Raw genomic sequence first — 18,686 nt, 5'->3', positions numbered from 1 at the left:
TTTCTTAAAGGCTGTCCCGACAACATCGGGATAGCTTTTAAGTTTATACGGGTATCGTACAACGGTTAGTATAGAGGTCTCCAAAACCTTCGATCTGGGTTCGAATCCTAGTACCCGTGCTATTGTTGGTTTTATTTTAACCGGGGTTTACACATGCCTTGTGCAACGAACTGATTATTAGTAGTGCTGCAACAAATGTGTGTTTGCCATCATAACATCAAAAATAAAATGAATAAAGTTACTACCTATTTTAAAGACAGCTACCGCGAGTTAGTTGAAAAAGTAACCTGGCCAACTTGGCAAGAGTTGCAACAAAGCACCGTAATTGTATTGGTAGCCACCATCATTATTACAGGTATTGTATGGTTAATGGATTTTAGCTCCAACCAGGTACTAAAATTAATTTATTCATTGTTCAAGTAATTTTTATTCCATGGAGATTTCTTCAGAAGTAATAGATGCCATTACTACACCACAACCAGAAACCAAATGGTATGTGTTACGGGTAGTGAGTGGAAAAGAGCGAAAAGTAAAAGAATATCTGGATAAAGATATTCAGCGCAGTGGTTGGGTTGATATTATTAAACAGGTTTTTTTACCAATGGAAAAAGTGTACAAAGTGCAGAATGGTAAAAAAATAATGCGGGAAAAAAACTATTTTCCAGGTTATGTAATGATAGAAGTAGCGGATGGTAAATTAAACGATGAAATTGTTCAGCACATTAGCAATATTAGCAATGTAATGCATTTTCTTACTGATGGCAAGGGTTCTAAAGGCAATATCATTTCACTTCGTAAAAGTGAAGTAAATAAAATGCTTGGAAAAGTGGATGAAATGAATGATCAGGGTATCAGCATCAGCGAGCCTTTTATTGTTGGTGAAACCATTAAAATTATTGAAGGGCCATTTAACGATTTTAATGGTATTATTGAAGAAGTGAATGACGAGAAGAAAAAACTAAAAGTTACCGTTAAAATTTTCGGAAGATCAACTCCTGTAGAGTTAAATTATATGCAGGTTGAAAAAATAAGCTAATGGTAATCCAGAAAATATTTTCTAAAAAATCTCCCAATAAGGAGATTTTTTAGTTGGAAGGTTAAATGAATCAAAAATTCTATTACCTTTGCCGTCCCAAAATAGTTCTTATTCGTAATGATGGAGCTTGGGAGTTTTGTTTTAAACAAAACGTTATTACCAATCAAATCGTAAAATTATGGCAAAAGAAATCTCCGGCTTTGTAAAGCTGCAGGTAAAAGGTGGTCAGGCCAACCCCGCACCACCTGTAGGTCCTGCCCTTGGTTCCAAGGGAATTAATATTATGGAGTTCTGCAAACAATTCAATGCAAGAACTCAGGATAAAATGGGAAAAGTTGTTCCCGTTTTAATTACAGTGTATTCCGACAAGTCTTTCGACTTTGTTATTAAAACCGCACCGGCTGCCGTTCAATTAATGGAAGCAGCAAAAATTCAAAAAGGCAGTAAAGAACCCAACCGTGCTAAGGTTGGAAAAGTAACATGGGAACAAATTGAAGGCATTGCAAAAGATAAAATGCCCGATATGAACTGTTTTACTTTAGAAAGCGCCATGAAAATGGTTGCAGGTACTGCACGTAGTTTAGGACTTAATATTGAGGGGGATGCTCCCTGGAAAAACTAATTATTCACCTTAAATAACTTTATAAAATGGCACTGACTAAAAAAAGAAAAGTAGCAGAAAGTAAGGTGGATAAAAACAAAGTTTATTCCCTTAAAGAAGCCGCTGTATTAGTAAAAGAAATTAATTGCACCAAATTCGATAGTTCTGTAGATATACATATTCGCTTAGGCGTTGATCCTAAAAAAGCCGATCAGCAAGTACGCGGTACTGTAAGTTTACCACATGGTACTGGTAAAACCAAAAGAGTACTGGTTTTATGTACACCTGATAAAGAAGATGCTGCAAAACAGGCTGGCGCTGACTATGTTGGGTTGGATGAATTCATTCAAAAAATAGAATCAGGCTGGGTTGATGTAGACGTAATTATTGCAACCCCATCAGTAATGCCTAAAATTGGTAAACTAGGTAAAGTATTGGGTCCTCGTAACTTAATGCCCAACCCCAAAACCGGTACCGTTACCAACGATGTAGCCGCTGCAGTGAATGAAGTAAAAGGTGGTAAAATTGCATTTAAAGTTGATAAAGCAGGTATTGTTCATGCTTCCATTGGCCGTGTTTCTTTCGATGCCAATAAAATTGCAGAAAATACCACTGAATTAATTAATGCTATTTTAAAATTAAAACCCGCAACTGCAAAGGGTACTTATTTAAAAGGCGTTAATATGGCCAGCACTATGAGCCCCGGTATTACATTAGATGCAAAATCATTAGCAAACTAAGTCCTGGTGATTCGGAATTCCGAATATGACCTGGGTATTTAAAAAATTAGTTATGACCAAAGAACAAAAAAATGAAGTGATTGAACTTTTAAAAGAAAAGTTTTCACAATACAATAACTTTTATGTTACCGATACTGAATCATTAACAGTAGATCAGGTAGGTAAATTACGTAAAGCCTGTTTCGATAAGAATGTAGAGCTGAAAGTAGCCAAAAACACACTGATTAAAAAAGCATTGGAAGCATTAGATGCTGAAAAATATACAGGGGTATATGAATCATTGCACAATGTAACAGCATTACTTTTTTCGGAGAACCCGAAAGATCCTGCATTGATTATCTCTTCTTTCAGAAAAGCAAGCAATAATGAAAAGCCTCAATTAAAAGCAGCTTTTATTAATGGTGATATCTACACCGGTGATGCTAATCTGGTAACATTAACAAAAATTAAAACAAAAGATGAATTGATAGGTGAAGTAATTGGTTTACTACAATCTCCTGCAAAACGTGTTTTGGCTGCTTTATTGCACCATCACGAAAAACAGGCAGAAACAACCACTGCTGCAGAATAGTTCATTTGTAAAATTTTATAACCAACACCTCTGAGGTAAAAATGGGGTATTTTTCCATAACCTTCCGCCGGAGCAAACGCAATGAAGGCGGTTTTTAAAACTTAAATATTATGGCAGACGTAAAAGCATTAGCCGAAACCTTGGTAGGTTTAACAGTTAAAGAAGTACAAGAATTAGCAGATGTATTAAAAGCAGAATATGGTATTGAGCCAGCCGCTGCCGCAGCTGTAGTAGTTGCAAGTGGTGATGGTGGCGGTGCTGCTGCTGCTGCAGAACAAACTTCATTTGATGTTATTCTGAAAAGTGGTGGAGCCAGCAAATTAAATGTGGTTAAAATTGTAAAAGAATTAACCGGTTTAGGTTTGAAAGAAGCGAAAGATCTGGTTGATGGTGCACCCAAACCAGTAAAAGAAGGTATTTCTAAAGCTGAAGCTGAAGAATTAGCCAATAAGCTGAAAGATGCCGGAGCTGAAGTTGAAATCAAATAACTTTACCGAAAATTATTCCTTCATTACCTCCGAAATACTTTCGGAGGTAATTTTTTTAAAGGGAATTTCGGGACTGGGTAATGCATTGGGTTGGTAGTGAACAACCCGACTGATGTACCGGAAGCAAAAACCAGCCAATATTGAAATAAATTTTGTTTTTTCTTTCACCTGCTTTCCGTACTTTTGCCATCCTTATTTTAAGGCATTTAGATTCCGGTGAATTGGGAATGGCCATTAAATCCCTTTCATCTTTGTATAACAGAGCGCCGGGAACCTATCGTTTCCCTATTTTTTAGCTAAAACCGGTTTTACAAAATACTATGTCAACAACAACACTGAACAAAAGGATCAACTTTGGCAAAACAAAAAACCTAGCTGAAGCACCTGATTTATTAGACATTCAACTTGAATCATTTCGTGAATTTTTTCAGTTAGAAACTACACCCGATAAAAGGAATGTAGAAGGACTATTCCGTGTATTTAAGGAAAACTTTCCTATTACAGATACACGTAATATTTTCGTGCTGGAATTTTTAGATTATTTTATTGACCCGCCACGTTATTCAATTGAAGAATGTATGGAGCGTGGTTTAACCTATGCCGTTCCATTAAAAGCTAAACTGCGGTTAAGTTGTAATGATGAAGAACATGTGGATTTTCAAACCATTGTTCAAGATGTGTTTTTAGGAAATATTCCTTATATGACACCTCGCGGCACGTTTGTAGTAAATGGTGCTGAACGTGTGGTTGTATCTCAGTTACATCGTTCACCTGGTGTATTCTTTGGCCAGTCTGTACACCCTAACGGTACTAAAATTTATTCTGCCCGTGTAATTCCTTTTAAAGGTGCATGGATGGAATTTGCCACCGATATTAACAACGTAATGTATGCGTATATTGATCGTAAGAAAAAATTCCCGGTAACCACCCTCTTACGTTCCATAGGCTACGAAACAGATAAAGATATTCTTGAATTATTCGGAATGGCCGATGAAGTTAAAACTGATAAGAAGGAATTATCCAAATTCATTGGAAAAAAATTAGCTGCCCGTGTACTAAGAACCTGGGTTGAAGATTTTGTAGATGAAGATTCGGGTGAAGTGGTATCGATTGAGCGTAATGAAATTGTAATGGAACGCGATACCATTTTAGATGAAGATGCCATTGATACAATTATTGAATTAGGCGTTAAAAGCGTATTCATTCAAAAAGAAGACGTAGGCGGTGATTATGCAATTATTTATAATACTTTAAATAAAGATACCTCAAACAGTGAATTAGAAGCTGTTCAGCACATTTATCGTCAGTTACGTGGTGCTGATGCTCCAGATAATGAAACAGCACGTGGTATTATCGATAAATTATTTTTCTCAGACAAACGTTACGATTTAGGTGAAGTTGGCCGTTATAAAATTAATCGCAAACTGAACCTTGATTTATCCATCGAGAAAAAAGTATTAACAAGATTAGATATTATTGAAATTATCAAATATTTGGTTCGTTTAACCAATGGTAAAGCCGAAGTAGATGATATTGATCATTTAAGCAATCGCCGTGTTAGAACAGTGGGCGAACAATTGTATGCACAATTTGGCGTAGGTTTAGCTCGTATGGCTCGTACCATTCGTGAAAGAATGAATGTACGCGACAATGAAGTATTTACGCCTGTTGATTTAATCAATGCTCGTACTTTATCTTCCGTTATTAATTCATTTTTTGGTACTTCCCAATTATCTCAATTCTTAGACCAAACCAACCCCTTATCTGAAATTACACATAAACGCAGGATTTCAGCTTTAGGACCCGGTGGTTTAAGCAGAGAAAGAGCCGGATTTGAGGTGCGCGACGTTCACTATTCTCATTACGGTCGTTTATGTACCATTGAAACACCCGAAGGCCCGAATATCGGATTGATTTCTACCCTTTGTGTACATGCAACCATTAATGATATGGGCTTTATAGAAACCCCTTATCGTAAAGTAGAAAATGGGAAAGTTAATTTGAAAGAATTAACCTATTTAAGTGCAGAAGAAGAAGATACCGCAAAAATTGCACAAAGTAATACACCACTTACCCCTAATGGTGAATTTGCTGTAGATCAGGTAATTTCCCGTGAAACAGGCGATTTTCCCATTTTAGATAAAGAGGAAGTTGAATATATGGATGTTGCGCCCAACCAAATTGTAGGATTAAGTGCCTCATTAATTCCTTTCTTAGAGCATGATGATGCCAACCGTGCATTGATGGGTTCTAACATGCAACGTCAGGCCGTACCATTAATCAGATTAGAATCTCCGATTGTAGGTACAGGTTTGGAAGGTAAAGCAGCCCGTGATGCCAGAATTCAAATTCATGCAGAAGGAGATGGTGTGATAGAATTTGTAGATGCCAATGAAATACATGTGCGTTATGAAAGAAGCGAGATTGATAAACTCATTTCATTCGATGATGATTTGCGTGTTTATAAATTAACCAAATTTATCAAAACCAATCAGGCTACCTCTATCAATCTTCGTCCGGCTGTTAAAAAAGGACAAATTGTTAAAAAAGGTGATTTCTTAACCGAAGGTTATGCCACTCAAAATGGAGAATTGGCTTTGGGAAGAAACTTGCAAGTAGCTTTCATGCCATGGAAAGGTTACAATTTTGAAGATGCCATTGTAATTAACGAAAAAGTAGTTCGTGAAGATTTATTTACTTCTATTCACATTGATGAATATGAATTAGAAGTACGCGATACCAAACTGGGTGAAGAAGAATTAACGCCCGATATACCAAATGTTTCTGAAGAAGCCACCAAAGATTTGGATGAAAATGGTATCATCAGAATTGGTGCATCCATTAAAGAGGGTGATATATTAATTGGTAAAATAACGCCCAAAGGTGAATCTGATCCTACACCGGAAGAAAAATTATTAAGAGCCATATTTGGTGATAAAGCCGGTGACGCAAAAGATGCTTCTTTAAAAGCACCTAACGGAACAGAAGGCGTTGTGATTGATAAAAAATTGTTTCAGCGTGCTAAGAAAGATAAGAACAGTAAACAAAAAGAAAAATCACAATTAGAAAAAGTAGAAAAAATACATCAGCAAAATGTTGAAGTTTTAAAAGAACAATTGCATAGTAAACTGCAGGTTTTATTAAAAGATAAAACATCTGCCGGTGTTACCAATACTTTTGGTGAAGTATTAATTGGGAAAGGCGCAAAATTTAATGCCAAAAATATTGCTTCTATTGAGTATCAAAGCGTTAATCCGTTAGGCTGGACAGGTGAAGCCGAAACTGATCATTATATTAATACAATGTTGCATAATTACAGTATTAAATATAATGAAGAACTGGGCAGATACAAAAGAGAGAAATTCAATATTTCAATTGGTGATGAATTGCCAGCCGGTGTTTTAAAATTGGCTAAGGTTTATTTGGCTGTTAAGCGTAAATTGAAAGTTGGTGATAAAATGGCCGGACGCCATGGAAATAAAGGTATTGTTGCAAAAATTGTACGTGCCGAAGATATGCCTTTTATGGAAGATGGTACACCGGTGGATATTGTATTAAATCCATTAGGGGTACCTTCCCGTATGAATCTGGGCCAGATTTATGAAACCATTTTAGGATGGGCCGGAAAAAAATTAGGGTTGAAATTTGCTACGCCAATTTTTGATGGTGCTACTACAACAGAAATTGAAAAATACTGTGAAGATGCGAATATTCCATTAAATGGTCATACTTATTTGTATGATGGTGAAACCGGTGAACGTTTTGATCAAAAAGCTACTGTGGGTGTTATTTACATGATTAAACTGCACCACATGGTTGATGATAAAATGCATGCTCGTTCAATTGGACCTTACAGTTTAATTACCCAACAACCTTTGGGTGGTAAAGCACAATTTGGTGGTCAGCGTTTTGGTGAAATGGAAGTTTGGGCATTGGAAGCTTATGGCGCAGCTAATATATTACAGGAATTATTAACATTAAAATCTGATGATATTATTGGCCGTGCAAAAACATATGAAGCCATTGTAAAGGGTGAAAACATACCAAAGGCAGGCGTGCCGGAGTCTTTCAATGTATTGGTTCATGAATTAAGAGGTTTAGGGCTCGATTTAAAATTTGAGTAATCTTCCTGAATATTTCTTTCATACAAAGCCGTTTGATTTTTTCAAACGGTTTTTTTATTTTGTTTCTTTTGTACATTCTACTTAACAAAAATCAAATTCTGCTCCTTAGTATTTTTTAAGTAATGCTTTCATTTTAAAATATTTACCTTGTACTTAAAATTAATTTTTATGCGTTTATTGCTTGCGCTATGCTGTTCAGTTTTTTCTTTATTAGGAATCAGTCAGCCCCATGAATATTATATGATGGTAGGTAGTTATACCAATCATATTGAAGTGTATAAGTTTAATACGAATATCGGTTCTGCTAATTTGGTGAGTACATTTACTGGAACATCCAATCCTTCTTATCTTACCGTTTCAGATAATGGCAAATTTGTTTATGCTGTGAATGAAAATCACAAAGAAATTCCGGGGGCCGTAAGTGCCTTTTCTTTCAATAAAAAAAATGGAACACTACAATTGTTAAATACCACGCCGAGTGGGGGAGATGATCCCTGCTATATTGATGTAGATGCTACCCATACATGGGCTGCTGTGGCTAATTATAGCAGCGGTAGCTTGTCTATGTTAAAGATTAATGCAGATGGTTCTTTGCAACCACTGGCACAAAATATAGAACATCACGGATATAGTGTAAACGTTACCCGACAGGAACAGGCACATGTACATTGTACCATTTTTTCTCCTGGCAATAAATATTTATTTGTGGATGATTTAGGAACAGATAAAGTGTATCAATATCATTTTAATCCTACCAATGAAACAGCGCCTTTATCAGAAACAGATACCGCATTATTTGATGTTCCTGACGGATATGGCCCAAGGCATTTAACATTTAGTCCCAACAAAAAATTTGCATACTTAATTACAGAATTGGCCGGTAAAGTAATTTGTTTTAATTATGATAGCAATACCGGGCGGCTGCAAGCCATACAAACCATTGCATCATGTACTGTTGGTGATCCCAATGAGCGGGGAAGTGCAGACATTCATATTACTCCTGATGGGAAATATTTATATACTTCAAATCGGGGTAAGGCGAACGATATTACCATTTACCGAATTGCTGCCAATGGTACTTTAACAGAATTGGGGCATCAGTCAACACTTGGCGTACATCCCAGAAATTTTGTTATTGATCCTACCGGGAAATTTTTATTGGTAGCCAATAGAGATACAAATAATATTGTAGTATTTACCATTTATAAAAGTACCGGTATGTTAGTACCCACCGGTGTACAAATAAAATCGGAAAAGCCAGTTTGTTTAAAAATGTTTCCTGTTCAATAACCACTCTTTCAATGCATTAAAGTTTGCAGGCATATTCATACTTTTTTTTTCTTTAGTGAAGAGTTCCTTAATAGCTTCAGGAAAGGGTACCTGATAACCGGTTGCCAGCTCTACAACATCAGGAAATTTTACCGGATGCGCAGTTGCAGCTATATAACCGTGTTCATTTGGAAATTGCTTTAAATAGTGTGATAATGCAGCAAAAGCAACTGCTCCATGCGGGTCTAACAAATAGTTATATTGTTTGTATACGGTTTGTATGGTTTGTAGGGTAGTTGCATCATCTACACTAAAACTGTTTATTTTATTTTTTAATGATTGAAATGAGTGTTGAAATATTTCAAGAATTCTTATGAAATTACTTGGATTGCCCACGTCCATTGCATTGGAAAAGGTTGGAACAGATTGTTGGGCATGATAGGTACCGGTATTTAAATAGTCGGTTACTACTTTATTGGCATTACAAGCTGCAATAAAATGCTGAACAGGCAGGCCCGAATGGTGTGCCAGTATTGCTGCACAGATATTACCAAAATTACCGCTTGGTACAGATATAACGGGAGGGGTTTGCTGTTGCCATTGCTGGTATGCAAAAAAATAATACAATTGTTGTGGCAGCCATCTGGCTACATTGATAGAGTTGGCAGAAGTAAGCGTTAATTTCCGGTTTAAATCTTTATCCATAAATGCTTCCTTCACCATTGCCTGGCAATCATCAAAATTACCTTCAATTTCAAGTGCTGTAATATTGTTACCTGGTGTTGTTAATTGCAATTCCTGCACTTTACTTACTTTATTTTTGGGATATAAAATAATTACTTCAACACCTTTCACACCCAAAAATCCATGAGCAACAGCACCGCCGGTATCGCCGGAAGTAGCAACCAGCACAGTTACCGGCTGGGTATTATTCCGGTTAAAATAAGCCAGACATCTGCTCATAAATCTTGCGCCTACATCTTTAAAAGCTAAGGTTGGACCATGAAATAATTCCAATGCAGCAATGGAGGGTGTAATGGTTACTAAAGGAAATGGGAAGTCAACCGTTTCCTCAATAATTTTTTCAAGAATGGAAAGAGGCATTGCATTACCCATATAAGGTTGCATTACGGTTACCCCAATCTCTGTTTTCTTGTAGTGTTGAATATTTTCAATAAATCCTTTGGGTAAAGCAGGTATGTTTTCCGGAAAATACAACCCTTTATCCGGTGCCTGTCCCTGAATGGCGGCTACTGAAAAATCTACAACAGGGGCTTTATGGTTTAAACTAAAATATTTCATGATTATAAAATAAATGGATGTTGATGTGAAGTTTTAAAATGAAATGTGTAGCCAATACTTATTTGTTATAAATAAATTATATATACATATCTTAATTGATGATTTTTACACCTTGCTGATTAATAGTGGTTACATGGGTATAGTAATCTAAACCAATAGCATAGTATACCTCTTTCATAATATTTTCAACTGCAATGGCTATGTCTTTGGTTTTGCTTAGCATAAAAATAGAAGGGCCTGAACCTGAAATACCGCCACCTAAAGCACCCACTTCTTTACATTTGTTCTTTATTTCATAAAATCCTGGAATTAATATGCTTCTTACCGGTTCAATGATTACATCTTCTAAGCTTCTTGCAATTAATTCATAATCGTGTTGAATAAAACCTGCTACTAAACCTGCAATGTTACCCCACTGTTTGATAGCATCTTTTAGTAAAACATTTTGTTTTAAAATTTGACGGGCATCGGCTGTTCTCACCTCAATTTGAGGATGAACAACGGTTACATATAAATCGGGAGCTGTTATGGGAATAATATCTAATGGAAAAATAGAACGGATGAGTGTAACGCCACCATAAATTGCCGGTGCAATATTATCGGCGTGTTTTACCCCACTGGCCACTTTTTCACCAAACATGGCAAAACGAACCAGGTCTAATTTGTTAAAATAATTATTTAATAAAAAGTTGGCTGCAACCACTACACCTGCTGCACTGGCTGCGCTGGAACCTATTCCACTGCCGGGTTTAATTTGTTTTTTACTAATCAATGTAAATCCATTTATTTCAGGTACTGCTTCTAAAAATGCTAAAAGTGCAGCTCCGGCAACATTTTCTTCCGCTTTAAGTGGTAGGTTAAAATTATCTTCATTTATTATTGTAACACCTTTGGTATCGCTAATAGTTAAGGTATAGAAATCCTCAGGTTGATTGATTGCAAAACCCAGAATATCAAAACCGCATACTATATTGGCAACAGTTGCAGGACTACTAACGGTAATGCTTTGTTGTTTTATTTGCACAATTTCTTTTTTGCTTTTTAAAAATATTGCTTTAAGTGAACAGAAAGCTTATGAACACTTTATAGGTATTCATCATTAATGAACCACCCGAATAATATCCGCAAAAACTCCTGATGCAGTTACATCGGCACCTGCACCGGCCCCTTTTATTACAAGGGGTTGTTCCGGATATCTCTGTGTATAAAACAATACGATATTATCTTTTCCGTATAAATGATAAAAATCAGAATCAGCAGGTATATGCTTTAATCCTACCTCGGCTTTTCCATTTACATACTCAGCTACAAATTTTAGCTTACAGTTGTTTGCGGTAGCCTTTAAGTATAATTCTTTAAAATGTGCTTCATGTTTTTCTAATTCCACATAAAAGTCGTCTACAGTTCCCTGCATACAAGATGGCGGTAAAAAAGAATGATTGGTTACATCTTCCATTTCTATAGCAGTTCCCGCTTCTCTGGCCAATATCATTATTTTACGCATTACATCTGTACCACCTAAATCTAACCTTGGATCGGGTTCAGTATAACCTTCTTTTTGTGCTTGTTTTACAACTGTTGCAAACGTTTCAGTAGCATTATAATTGTTAAAAACATAATTTAATGTACCTGACAATACAGCCTGAATTTTATGAATACTATCGCCGCTTCTAATTAAATCATTTAATGTTCCTATCACCGGCAATCCTGCACCTACGTTGGTTTCAAAGAAGTAGGGAACATTAAACTCCTTGGCTAATTGTTTCAACTTTATATAATTTTTATAGGCAGAAGAGGCTGCAATTTTATTGCATGCAACAATAGCTATAGAGTGGGATAATAATTCGGCATAGGTATCTGCCACCTGATGATTGGCAGTAACATCTACAACAACACTGTTACGTAAGTTCTTTAACAAAATGGTTTCAATAAACCCACTCAATTTCATGGGTGGCGCTTCTTGTAATAATTGATTCCAATTGTTGAGTTGAATGCCATCATCATTAAAAAGCATGTGCCTGCTATTGCCAATACCGGTAATTCTGATTTGCAAATTCAAATGATGCAGTAAATATTCTTGTTGTTGTTTAATTTGTTCCAATAATTTACTACCTACATTTCCGGAACCTATAATAAAAAGGTTCAGTTGTTTGTAACTCGATTCGAAAAATGCCTCATGTAAAACATTGACTGCTTTTTTTACATCTTTAAAAGCAACTACAGCAGAAATATTTCTTTCTGATGAGCCTTGCGCAATTGCCCTGATGTTTACACCATTTCTGCCCAGTGCTGCAAACATTTTTCCGGCAATCCCCGGATGGCTTTTCATTTTATCGCCAACTAATGCAATAATTGATAATTCATGTTCAACTTTCAAAGGATCTACTTTCCCCGAAGCAATTTCATTGGCAAAATGCTCATCTACAATGTGTTTAGCCATATTTGCATCTGCGCTGTTTACTGCCACACAAATAGAATGTTCAGAAGAACTTTGTGTTATCAGTATAACATTAATTCCTGCTGAAGATAATGCTTCGAACAAGTGTTTTGAAAAACCGGGAATACCTACCATGCCGCTGCCTTCTAAGCTAAGCAGGCTAATGGTATTGATACTGGATATTCCTGTAATAATTTCATTTTTTTGTGCTGAAATGTTTTCAATAACGGTACCTGGCTGCTGTGGTTGAAAAGTATTTTTAATCCATATTGGAATAAGTTGTTGCATTGCCGGTTGTATTGTAGGCGGATAAATAACTTTTGCTCCAAAATGTGATAATTCCATGGCCTCTCTGTAAGAAGTGGAAGGAATGGTTTTTGCATTTGAAACCCATCTCGGATCGGCTGTCATCATTCCGGTAACATCGGTCCAAATTTCTAATGCTTCTGATTGTATGGCTGCTGCAAAAATTGCTGCAGTATAATCTGAGCCACCTCGTCCCAGTGTAGTAGTTAAACCCTCCTGATTGGCAGCAATAAAGCCGGGGGAAACAAATTTCTTTGAGGACGAGTGTGCAATCCAATCCTGTATATTTTTATTGGTTAGCGGAAAAATAACCTGTGCAAATCCGAATTGGCTGTTGGTGGTAATTAATTTTCTGCTATCCAGCCATTCGTTGTTAATTTGAATGGCATTCAAATAATGAGAAATGATAGTGGATGAAAGCAATTCTCCATAACTTACAATTCTATCCATGGTTCTTTTAGATAATTCACCTAATCGGAATACGCCTTCACATATATCTTCTAATTCATTAAATTTTTGTTTTACGTTGCTTAAGCAACTGCTCTGTATAGTTACAGGTAATAAGTTTTTAACGGTTTCTAAATGCCGGGTTTCTAAATTTAGTAACAATTGTTTGTAGTTATCATCGCCTTTGGCCGCAGAAGTGCCTGTTTGTATTAATGCATCTGTAACACCACCCAATGCTGAAACTACAATAATGGATTGTTCATATTTTTTATCAGCTACTATCTCAGCTACTTTTTTTATATTCTCTGCATTTGCAACAGAGGAACCGCCAAATTTTAAAACCTTCATAAATTTAAATTATTTTATATAATAATTATTTTTAAAATAGACATTTCAATTTGCCCACTCGCATTAACTTTGTTAAAATAAATTCTTTTTGAAGAAAACAGCGAAAATGCCCAATGTGTAATATAAAATAATGTTACCCTTTACAGGGTAGTAGTAGTGGTGGTAGAAAATATGTAAATGATGGAGTTAATCATTGCTATATAAAAATCAATTTTGATTGCTTTTTTTTTACTGATTTTAATGCTAAGGTAAATAAAATTTAATTATACTACCAAAATATTTATTAATTTTCAAGCCCGAAACGATGGCCTGTCACTTTTTTAATCTAAAATTTTTATACTATCATGTCTGCGTCAGCTAATTTATCCGTATTTCAAAGCCAGGTGGCTATTAAGTTTCAGTTATACAATAGTTTGTTCACATCATTACCTTTTCACCGAATTGAGAAAACCGGTATTTTGGTTTCATTGCTTTTATTAAATTGTGAAGAAGGATATAAAAAAAAGCAAGGACCGTTAGAAATTATTCAGGAATTTTTTAATAAACAAACCAATTTAAATTCTGAGCAAGAAAAAATTGATTTGCTTTTTAGGTTTGTTCAATATATTGAAAGACAGGTAGTATTGTTTGATGCCTTAGAAGATGCAGCTTTTAAGGAAGTAAATGATATGCAGGGCAAAGGAACGGTAAAACAATTACTGTTAGAAGCAGATCAAAAACAGATGATGGATACTTTGAAAAAACGTATCAATGATTTTAGTATTCAGTTAGTGCTCACTGCGCATCCTACTCAATTTTACAGGGGTGCTGTATTGGGCATTATTCATGATCTTTCTTCTGCCATCAATACCAATAATGAAAAACAGATATATACTTATTTGCAACAATTAGGAAGAACTCCTTTTTTTCAACAACAAAAACCTACTCCCTTCGATGAAGCAGTTAGTTTAATATGGTATCTTGAAAATGTATTTTATCATGCTGCAGGCCGCATTATTACTTATATTAAAGAAAATGTACCTGATTTATTAAGTGAGCATCATGCTATCATTAGAATGGGTTTTTGGCCGGGTGGTGATAGAGATGGTAATCCGTTTGTTACTCGTGATATCAGTTTAAAGGTAGCCAATGTGCTACGAGAAAGTATTATTCGTTCCTATTTCAGTGAAGTTAGAAAGTTAAAGCGGCGTTTAACTTTTAAAGGGGTAGATGTAGCTTTAACTAATTTGGAAAAAAGATTGTACGATAATTTATTTGTTCCAGAGCATGAATTTGATTTAACCAAAAATGAAATTCTACAAGCACTTGAAAAAATAAGGTATCAACTCATTTATGAGCACAATCATCTTTTTGTAAATCTGGTTGAATCATTCATTAATAAAGTTGAATTGTTTGGGTTGCATTTTGCAACATTAGATATTAGGCAGGATAGCAGTATTCATGCCAAAATTTTTGACTTTCTTATTCATGATACCAATGTCTTGCCCAAAGATTATGCTGCATCAAGTGATGCTGAAAAATTAAACATGCTGGCTGCTATTGAAACTACAATTGATTCAGGAGTTTTGAAAGATCCCGTACAAAAAGATACATTAGATATTATTGCTGCAATTCGTGATATACAGCATTTAAACGGCGAGGCGGGTTGTAACCGATATATTATTAGCCATTGCTTTAGTGCCATTAATGTAATGGAAGTTTTTGGTATGTTTTTGTTAATGGGGTGGAAGAAAGAAAATTTAACAATTGATATTGTTCCACTATTTGAAACCATTGATGATTTAAAAAATGCTGCTGCGATTATGGAAACATTGTATCAGCAAAATACCTATCGTTCACATCTTCAAAAAAGGCATAATAAGCAAACCATCATGCTGGGCTTTTCAGACGGAACAAAAGATGGCGGTTATTTAATGGCTAACTGGAGTATTTATAAAACGAAAGAGGCATTAACCGATATCTCAAAACAATACGGAATTGATGTAGTGTTTTTTGATGGACGTGGCGGCCCTCCTGCCAGAGGCGGTGGTAAAACCCATCAATTCTATGCATCAATGGGCAGCAATATTTCCAACAAAGAAATACAGTTAACCATTCAAGGCCAAACCGTTAGTTCTAATTTTGGTACGATCGATTCAGCACAATACAATATTGAGCAATTAATACATGCCGGCATGTCGAATGAAATTTTTTCTAATAATAAAATAACATTAGAAAAAATGGAAGAACAATTAATGGAAGCAATTGCTGAAACCAGTTATCAGGCTTATTTACAATTAAAAAATCATCCTTATTTTATTGATTATCTGGTGCATGTTAGTCCGCTTAAATTATATTCAGAAACCAATATAGGAAGCAGGCCTACCAAAAGAGGCGGCTCCAGTAAATTAACTTTGAATGATTTGCGTGCCATACCTTTTGTAGGCTCGTGGAGTCAAATAAAACAAAATGTTACCGGCTATTATGGCGTTGGAACCGCTTTGCAAGCTGCAGAGCATCAAGGGAAATGGGACGCCATTAAAGCATTATACCAGCATTCATTATTTTTCAAAACTTTAATTGATAATTGTGAGATGGCCATGCAAAAATGTTTCTTTCCATTAACCGCATTTTTAGCAAATGATGAAAAGTATGGTGAAATTTGGAATATGGTTTATAGTGAATATGAACTCACAAAAAAATATATACTGCTTTTAAACAACAAATCTGGCTTAATGGCAGATTATCCTGTTGATCAAATGTCTATTCAAATGCGGGAACGCATTGTTTTACCGTTGGTAACCATTCAACAATATGCTATTACGAAAGTTCGAGAGCTGGAAGCATATTCTTCACAAGAATCATTAAAAAATACTTACGAAAAATTGGCAATGCGTTGTTCCTTTGGTATTATTAATGCCGGACGAAATTCTGCTTAAAATAAGAAAGGTGGATTAAGTCAAACTCATCAATTTATATGATTTTATATCATTATTGTCTGTCAAAAATAGAGATTGGAATTGCAGTAACGTTTTGTTGTACTGGTTACAATTCAAAAGTTTGTTAAAATAAATGGAAGTTTCCTTTTTTTTAAGTGTGCTGGGTTTTAACATTAATACAAATACACCCATGTATGTAATCATTCTTAATTAAGTATAGCATTGATTTTAAGAAAATAAATAGTATATAAACTAAATTATATTTAAGTATAAAGGGAAAGGGGCAAAATGCCCCTTATCCATTGTTTATACCACCCCAGATTGTATATTACTCTTGAAAATGATATGCTGACACCCCATGTTCAAATTTATCAAGTCCATCACCATATTCAGCTTCTGGTTCAACACGGAGTTTCCAGGGATATGGCAATTTATTTACAACCCACATCAATATTAATGCAATTAAAAAGGTAGATAAAGTAATCACAGCACTACCTATAAATTGTGCTTTCAAAACGTTTAAACCTCCACCATAAAATAAGCCCTTTACCGGAGAAGAATTATCTGCACCTGTTGGACCGGTTGCGCCAAATTGACCACAGGCAAAAAGTCCCAAAGATAATGTGCCCCATATGCCTGCTATTCCATGCACCGGAACCGCACCTACCGGATCGTCAATTCTTAAAAATTCCAATAAAAGCGTTCCATAGTATACTACTACTCCTGCAATAAGTCCTATTAAAATAGCACCAAATGGGGAAACCCAGTAACAAGGACAGGTTATTGCAACAAGGCCAGCTAATAATCCATTGACTGTAAAAGCTAAATCAAACTTACCCTTGTTAGGGCCGAACCACAGCGGCAGAATCATTGCTGTTAAAGAAGCGGCACAAGCTGCAAGCGTTGTATTAGCAGCGATTCTTCCAATTCCATCTGCATCTATTGCGGAAAGCGTACTGCCAGGATTAAAACCATACCAGCCAAACCAAAGTATAAAAGCACCAACAGTTGCTAATGGTAGATTATGGGCTGGTGGTAATCCGCCTTTTTCTTTATCATCTCTGGTAAAGATTCTTCCAATACGAGGCCCTAAAACTAAGGCACCTGCTAAAGATATTACACCGCCAATTGTATGCACAACAGTAGATCCGGCAAAATCTCTAAATCCTTGGCCTAAAGATGGGAAAAAATGCCCTTCACTACCCATTAAAGCCAACCAGCCATCAGGGCCCCATGCCCAATGCCCTATTATGGGATAAATGAAACCCGTTACACCTATGCTATATAATATATCACCTCTGAAACTTGTTCTTCCAATCATTGCACCAGATGTAATGGTAGAAGTTGTATCAGCAAATGCGAATTGAAAAATCCAATGTGCCAAAATTGGAATACCAGTCGTTTCATAAGTTGCCGGAGCTCCGGACAAGAAGAACCAATGTGTTCCAATAAAACCATTTCCATGGCTAAACATGAAAGCATATCCAATTGCCCAGAAAAGAATACCACAAATTGCTGTATCAAAAATACACTCCAAAAGAACGTTTACAGTTTCTTTTGATCTTGCAAAACCCGCTTCCAGCATAACAAAACCTGCCTGCATTCCAAAAACTAAAAAAGCTGCAACAAGTGTCCATACTGTATTTATGGAATTGAATGTAGTTATTTCGTGAGGGGTAAAAGTTTCAGTTGCAAATGCCGTAGTAGCAAATATACCCGGTAAACTTTTTATAAAGATTACAACAGCAATTACTCCAAAAATTTTTCCTGAAAAAACGGTTAATGCTAATCTCATTTTTTCTTTTCTGGTAAGATGATAAACCACTGAATTTTCGGTAGGTCTTGCTTTCCTAATTTGTTTTAAATAGCTAATTGTAGAAGAAAACATAGTTGTAGGGTTTAATATGATTAAATAGTTTTGGTTGGTAATTTTTTAAAACTTATAAACAGCAGCCAATAAGCAGCTAACATCGCTTTTACTATATGAATTGAGGCTGCTTTTTGAGAAAATGGCAGATTGCGCATTATCTATTCTTACTTCGGGAATGAGGGTGAGATTATTGATGTGAATGTTACCGGATAGCGTGGTTGCAATAATT

Annotated in this window: 13 protein-coding genes and 1 tRNA gene; 10 read left to right on the top strand and 4 right to left on the bottom strand. The window is 35.7% G+C overall.

Annotated features, from left to right (window positions below):
* Positions 1–47: 47 nt before the first annotated feature.
* The 9 genes from JK139_RS10080 to JK139_RS10040 all read left to right on the top strand — a co-directional run bounded on the left by JK139_RS10080 (position 48) and on the right by JK139_RS10040 (position 8,850).
* Positions 48–119: transfer RNA gene (locus JK139_RS10080), tRNA-Trp, on the top strand.
* Between the two features lie 109 nt (positions 120–228).
* Positions 229–423 carry a preprotein translocase subunit SecE gene (gene secE / locus JK139_RS10075; RefSeq protein WP_074420172.1) on the top strand — a complete coding sequence of 65 codons (195 nt, stop codon included), beginning with the start codon at positions 229–231 and terminating at the stop codon, positions 421–423.
* A gap of 10 nt (positions 424–433) precedes the next feature.
* Positions 434–1,036, top strand: a complete 603-nt coding sequence (gene nusG / locus JK139_RS10070; protein ID WP_074420173.1) for a transcription termination/antitermination protein NusG — start codon at positions 434–436, stop codon at positions 1,034–1,036.
* 178 nt (positions 1,037–1,214) lie between these two features.
* Entirely contained in the window at positions 1,215–1,658 is a 444-nt protein-coding gene (gene rplK, locus JK139_RS10065; RefSeq protein ID WP_068247125.1) for a 50S ribosomal protein L11, read from the top strand.
* Between the two features lie 26 nt (positions 1,659–1,684).
* Entirely contained in the window at positions 1,685–2,377 is a 693-nt protein-coding gene (rplA, locus tag JK139_RS10060) for a 50S ribosomal protein L1 (RefSeq protein WP_074419538.1), read from the top strand.
* A gap of 52 nt (positions 2,378–2,429) precedes the next feature.
* Positions 2,430–2,948 carry a 50S ribosomal protein L10 gene (rplJ, locus tag JK139_RS10055; protein ID WP_074418320.1) on the top strand — a complete coding sequence of 173 codons (519 nt, stop codon included), beginning with the start codon at positions 2,430–2,432 and terminating at the stop codon, positions 2,946–2,948.
* Positions 2,949–3,058: 110 nt separating this feature from the next.
* Positions 3,059–3,436: a 50S ribosomal protein L7/L12 gene (gene rplL / locus JK139_RS10050; protein ID WP_068246813.1), complete on the top strand. Its 378-nt coding sequence runs from the start codon at positions 3,059–3,061 to the stop codon at positions 3,434–3,436.
* Positions 3,437–3,756: 320 nt separating this feature from the next.
* Entirely contained in the window at positions 3,757–7,560 is a 3,804-nt protein-coding gene (gene rpoB, locus JK139_RS10045) for a DNA-directed RNA polymerase subunit beta (RefSeq protein WP_074419539.1), read from the top strand.
* Positions 7,561–7,728: 168 nt separating this feature from the next.
* A complete protein-coding gene (locus JK139_RS10040; RefSeq protein WP_074419540.1) occupies positions 7,729–8,850 on the top strand; it encodes a lactonase family protein in 1,122 nt (373 codons plus the stop codon).
* On the opposite strand, the gene thrC is transcribed toward JK139_RS10040, so the two are convergent.
* The 3 genes from thrC to thrA all read right to left on the bottom strand — a co-directional run bounded on the left by thrC (position 8,827) and on the right by thrA (position 13,669).
* On the bottom strand, positions 8,827–10,131 hold the full coding sequence (gene thrC / locus JK139_RS10035; RefSeq protein ID WP_074419541.1) for a threonine synthase: 1,305 nt from the start codon (positions 10,129–10,131) through the stop codon (positions 8,827–8,829). The two genes, JK139_RS10040 and thrC, sit on opposite strands and share 24 nt — an antisense overlap.
* A gap of 91 nt (positions 10,132–10,222) precedes the next feature.
* Complete coding sequence (locus JK139_RS10030; protein WP_287100660.1) at positions 10,223–11,155, bottom strand: homoserine kinase; 933 nt, start codon at positions 11,153–11,155, stop codon at positions 10,223–10,225.
* A 75-nt stretch (positions 11,156–11,230) separates the two neighbouring features.
* Complete coding sequence (gene thrA, locus JK139_RS10025) at positions 11,231–13,669, bottom strand: bifunctional aspartate kinase/homoserine dehydrogenase I (protein ID WP_218331211.1); 2,439 nt, start codon at positions 13,667–13,669, stop codon at positions 11,231–11,233.
* Between the two features lie 344 nt (positions 13,670–14,013).
* Here thrA and JK139_RS10020 point away from each other — a divergent pair, with 344 nt between their 5' ends.
* Positions 14,014–16,587: a phosphoenolpyruvate carboxylase gene (locus JK139_RS10020; protein WP_218331210.1), complete on the top strand. Its 2,574-nt coding sequence runs from the start codon at positions 14,014–14,016 to the stop codon at positions 16,585–16,587.
* A gap of 328 nt (positions 16,588–16,915) precedes the next feature.
* On the opposite strand, the gene JK139_RS10015 is transcribed toward JK139_RS10020, so the two are convergent.
* Entirely contained in the window at positions 16,916–18,475 is a 1,560-nt protein-coding gene (locus JK139_RS10015; RefSeq protein WP_081301329.1) for an ammonium transporter, read from the bottom strand.
* Between the last annotated feature and the right edge of the window lie 211 nt (positions 18,476–18,686).

Source organism: Hydrotalea lipotrueae, from assembly GCF_019249625.1.
Taxonomy (GTDB): domain Bacteria; phylum Bacteroidota; class Bacteroidia; order Chitinophagales; family Chitinophagaceae; genus Hydrotalea; species Hydrotalea flava.
Note: the sequence above shows the minus strand (reverse complement) of the source record. Positions and strands in the feature narration are given on the sequence as shown.

Excerpts from the sequence above, each read along its gene's own strand:
- secE (WP_074420172.1), top strand. The coding sequence starts at position 229 with ATGAATAAAGTTACTACCTATTTTAAAGACAGCTACCGCGAGTTAGTT.
- nusG (WP_074420173.1), top strand. The coding sequence starts at position 434 with ATGGAGATTTCTTCAGAAGTAATAGATGCCATTACTACACCACAACCA.
- rplK (WP_068247125.1), top strand. The coding sequence starts at position 1,215 with ATGGCAAAAGAAATCTCCGGCTTTGTAAAGCTGCAGGTAAAAGGTGGT.
- rplA (WP_074419538.1), top strand. The coding sequence starts at position 1,685 with ATGGCACTGACTAAAAAAAGAAAAGTAGCAGAAAGTAAGGTGGATAAA.
- rplJ (WP_074418320.1), top strand. The coding sequence starts at position 2,430 with ATGACCAAAGAACAAAAAAATGAAGTGATTGAACTTTTAAAAGAAAAG.
- rplL (WP_068246813.1), top strand. The coding sequence starts at position 3,059 with ATGGCAGACGTAAAAGCATTAGCCGAAACCTTGGTAGGTTTAACAGTT.
- rpoB (WP_074419539.1), top strand. The coding sequence starts at position 3,757 with ATGTCAACAACAACACTGAACAAAAGGATCAACTTTGGCAAAACAAAA.
- JK139_RS10040 (WP_074419540.1), top strand. The coding sequence starts at position 7,729 with ATGCGTTTATTGCTTGCGCTATGCTGTTCAGTTTTTTCTTTATTAGGA.
- thrC (WP_074419541.1), bottom strand. The coding sequence starts at position 10,131 with ATGAAATATTTTAGTTTAAACCATAAAGCCCCTGTTGTAGATTTTTCA.
- thrA (WP_218331211.1), bottom strand. The coding sequence starts at position 13,669 with ATGAAGGTTTTAAAATTTGGCGGTTCCTCTGTTGCAAATGCAGAGAAT.
- JK139_RS10020 (WP_218331210.1), top strand. The coding sequence starts at position 14,014 with ATGTCTGCGTCAGCTAATTTATCCGTATTTCAAAGCCAGGTGGCTATT.
- JK139_RS10015 (WP_081301329.1), bottom strand. The coding sequence starts at position 18,475 with ATGTTTTCTTCTACAATTAGCTATTTAAAACAAATTAGGAAAGCAAGA.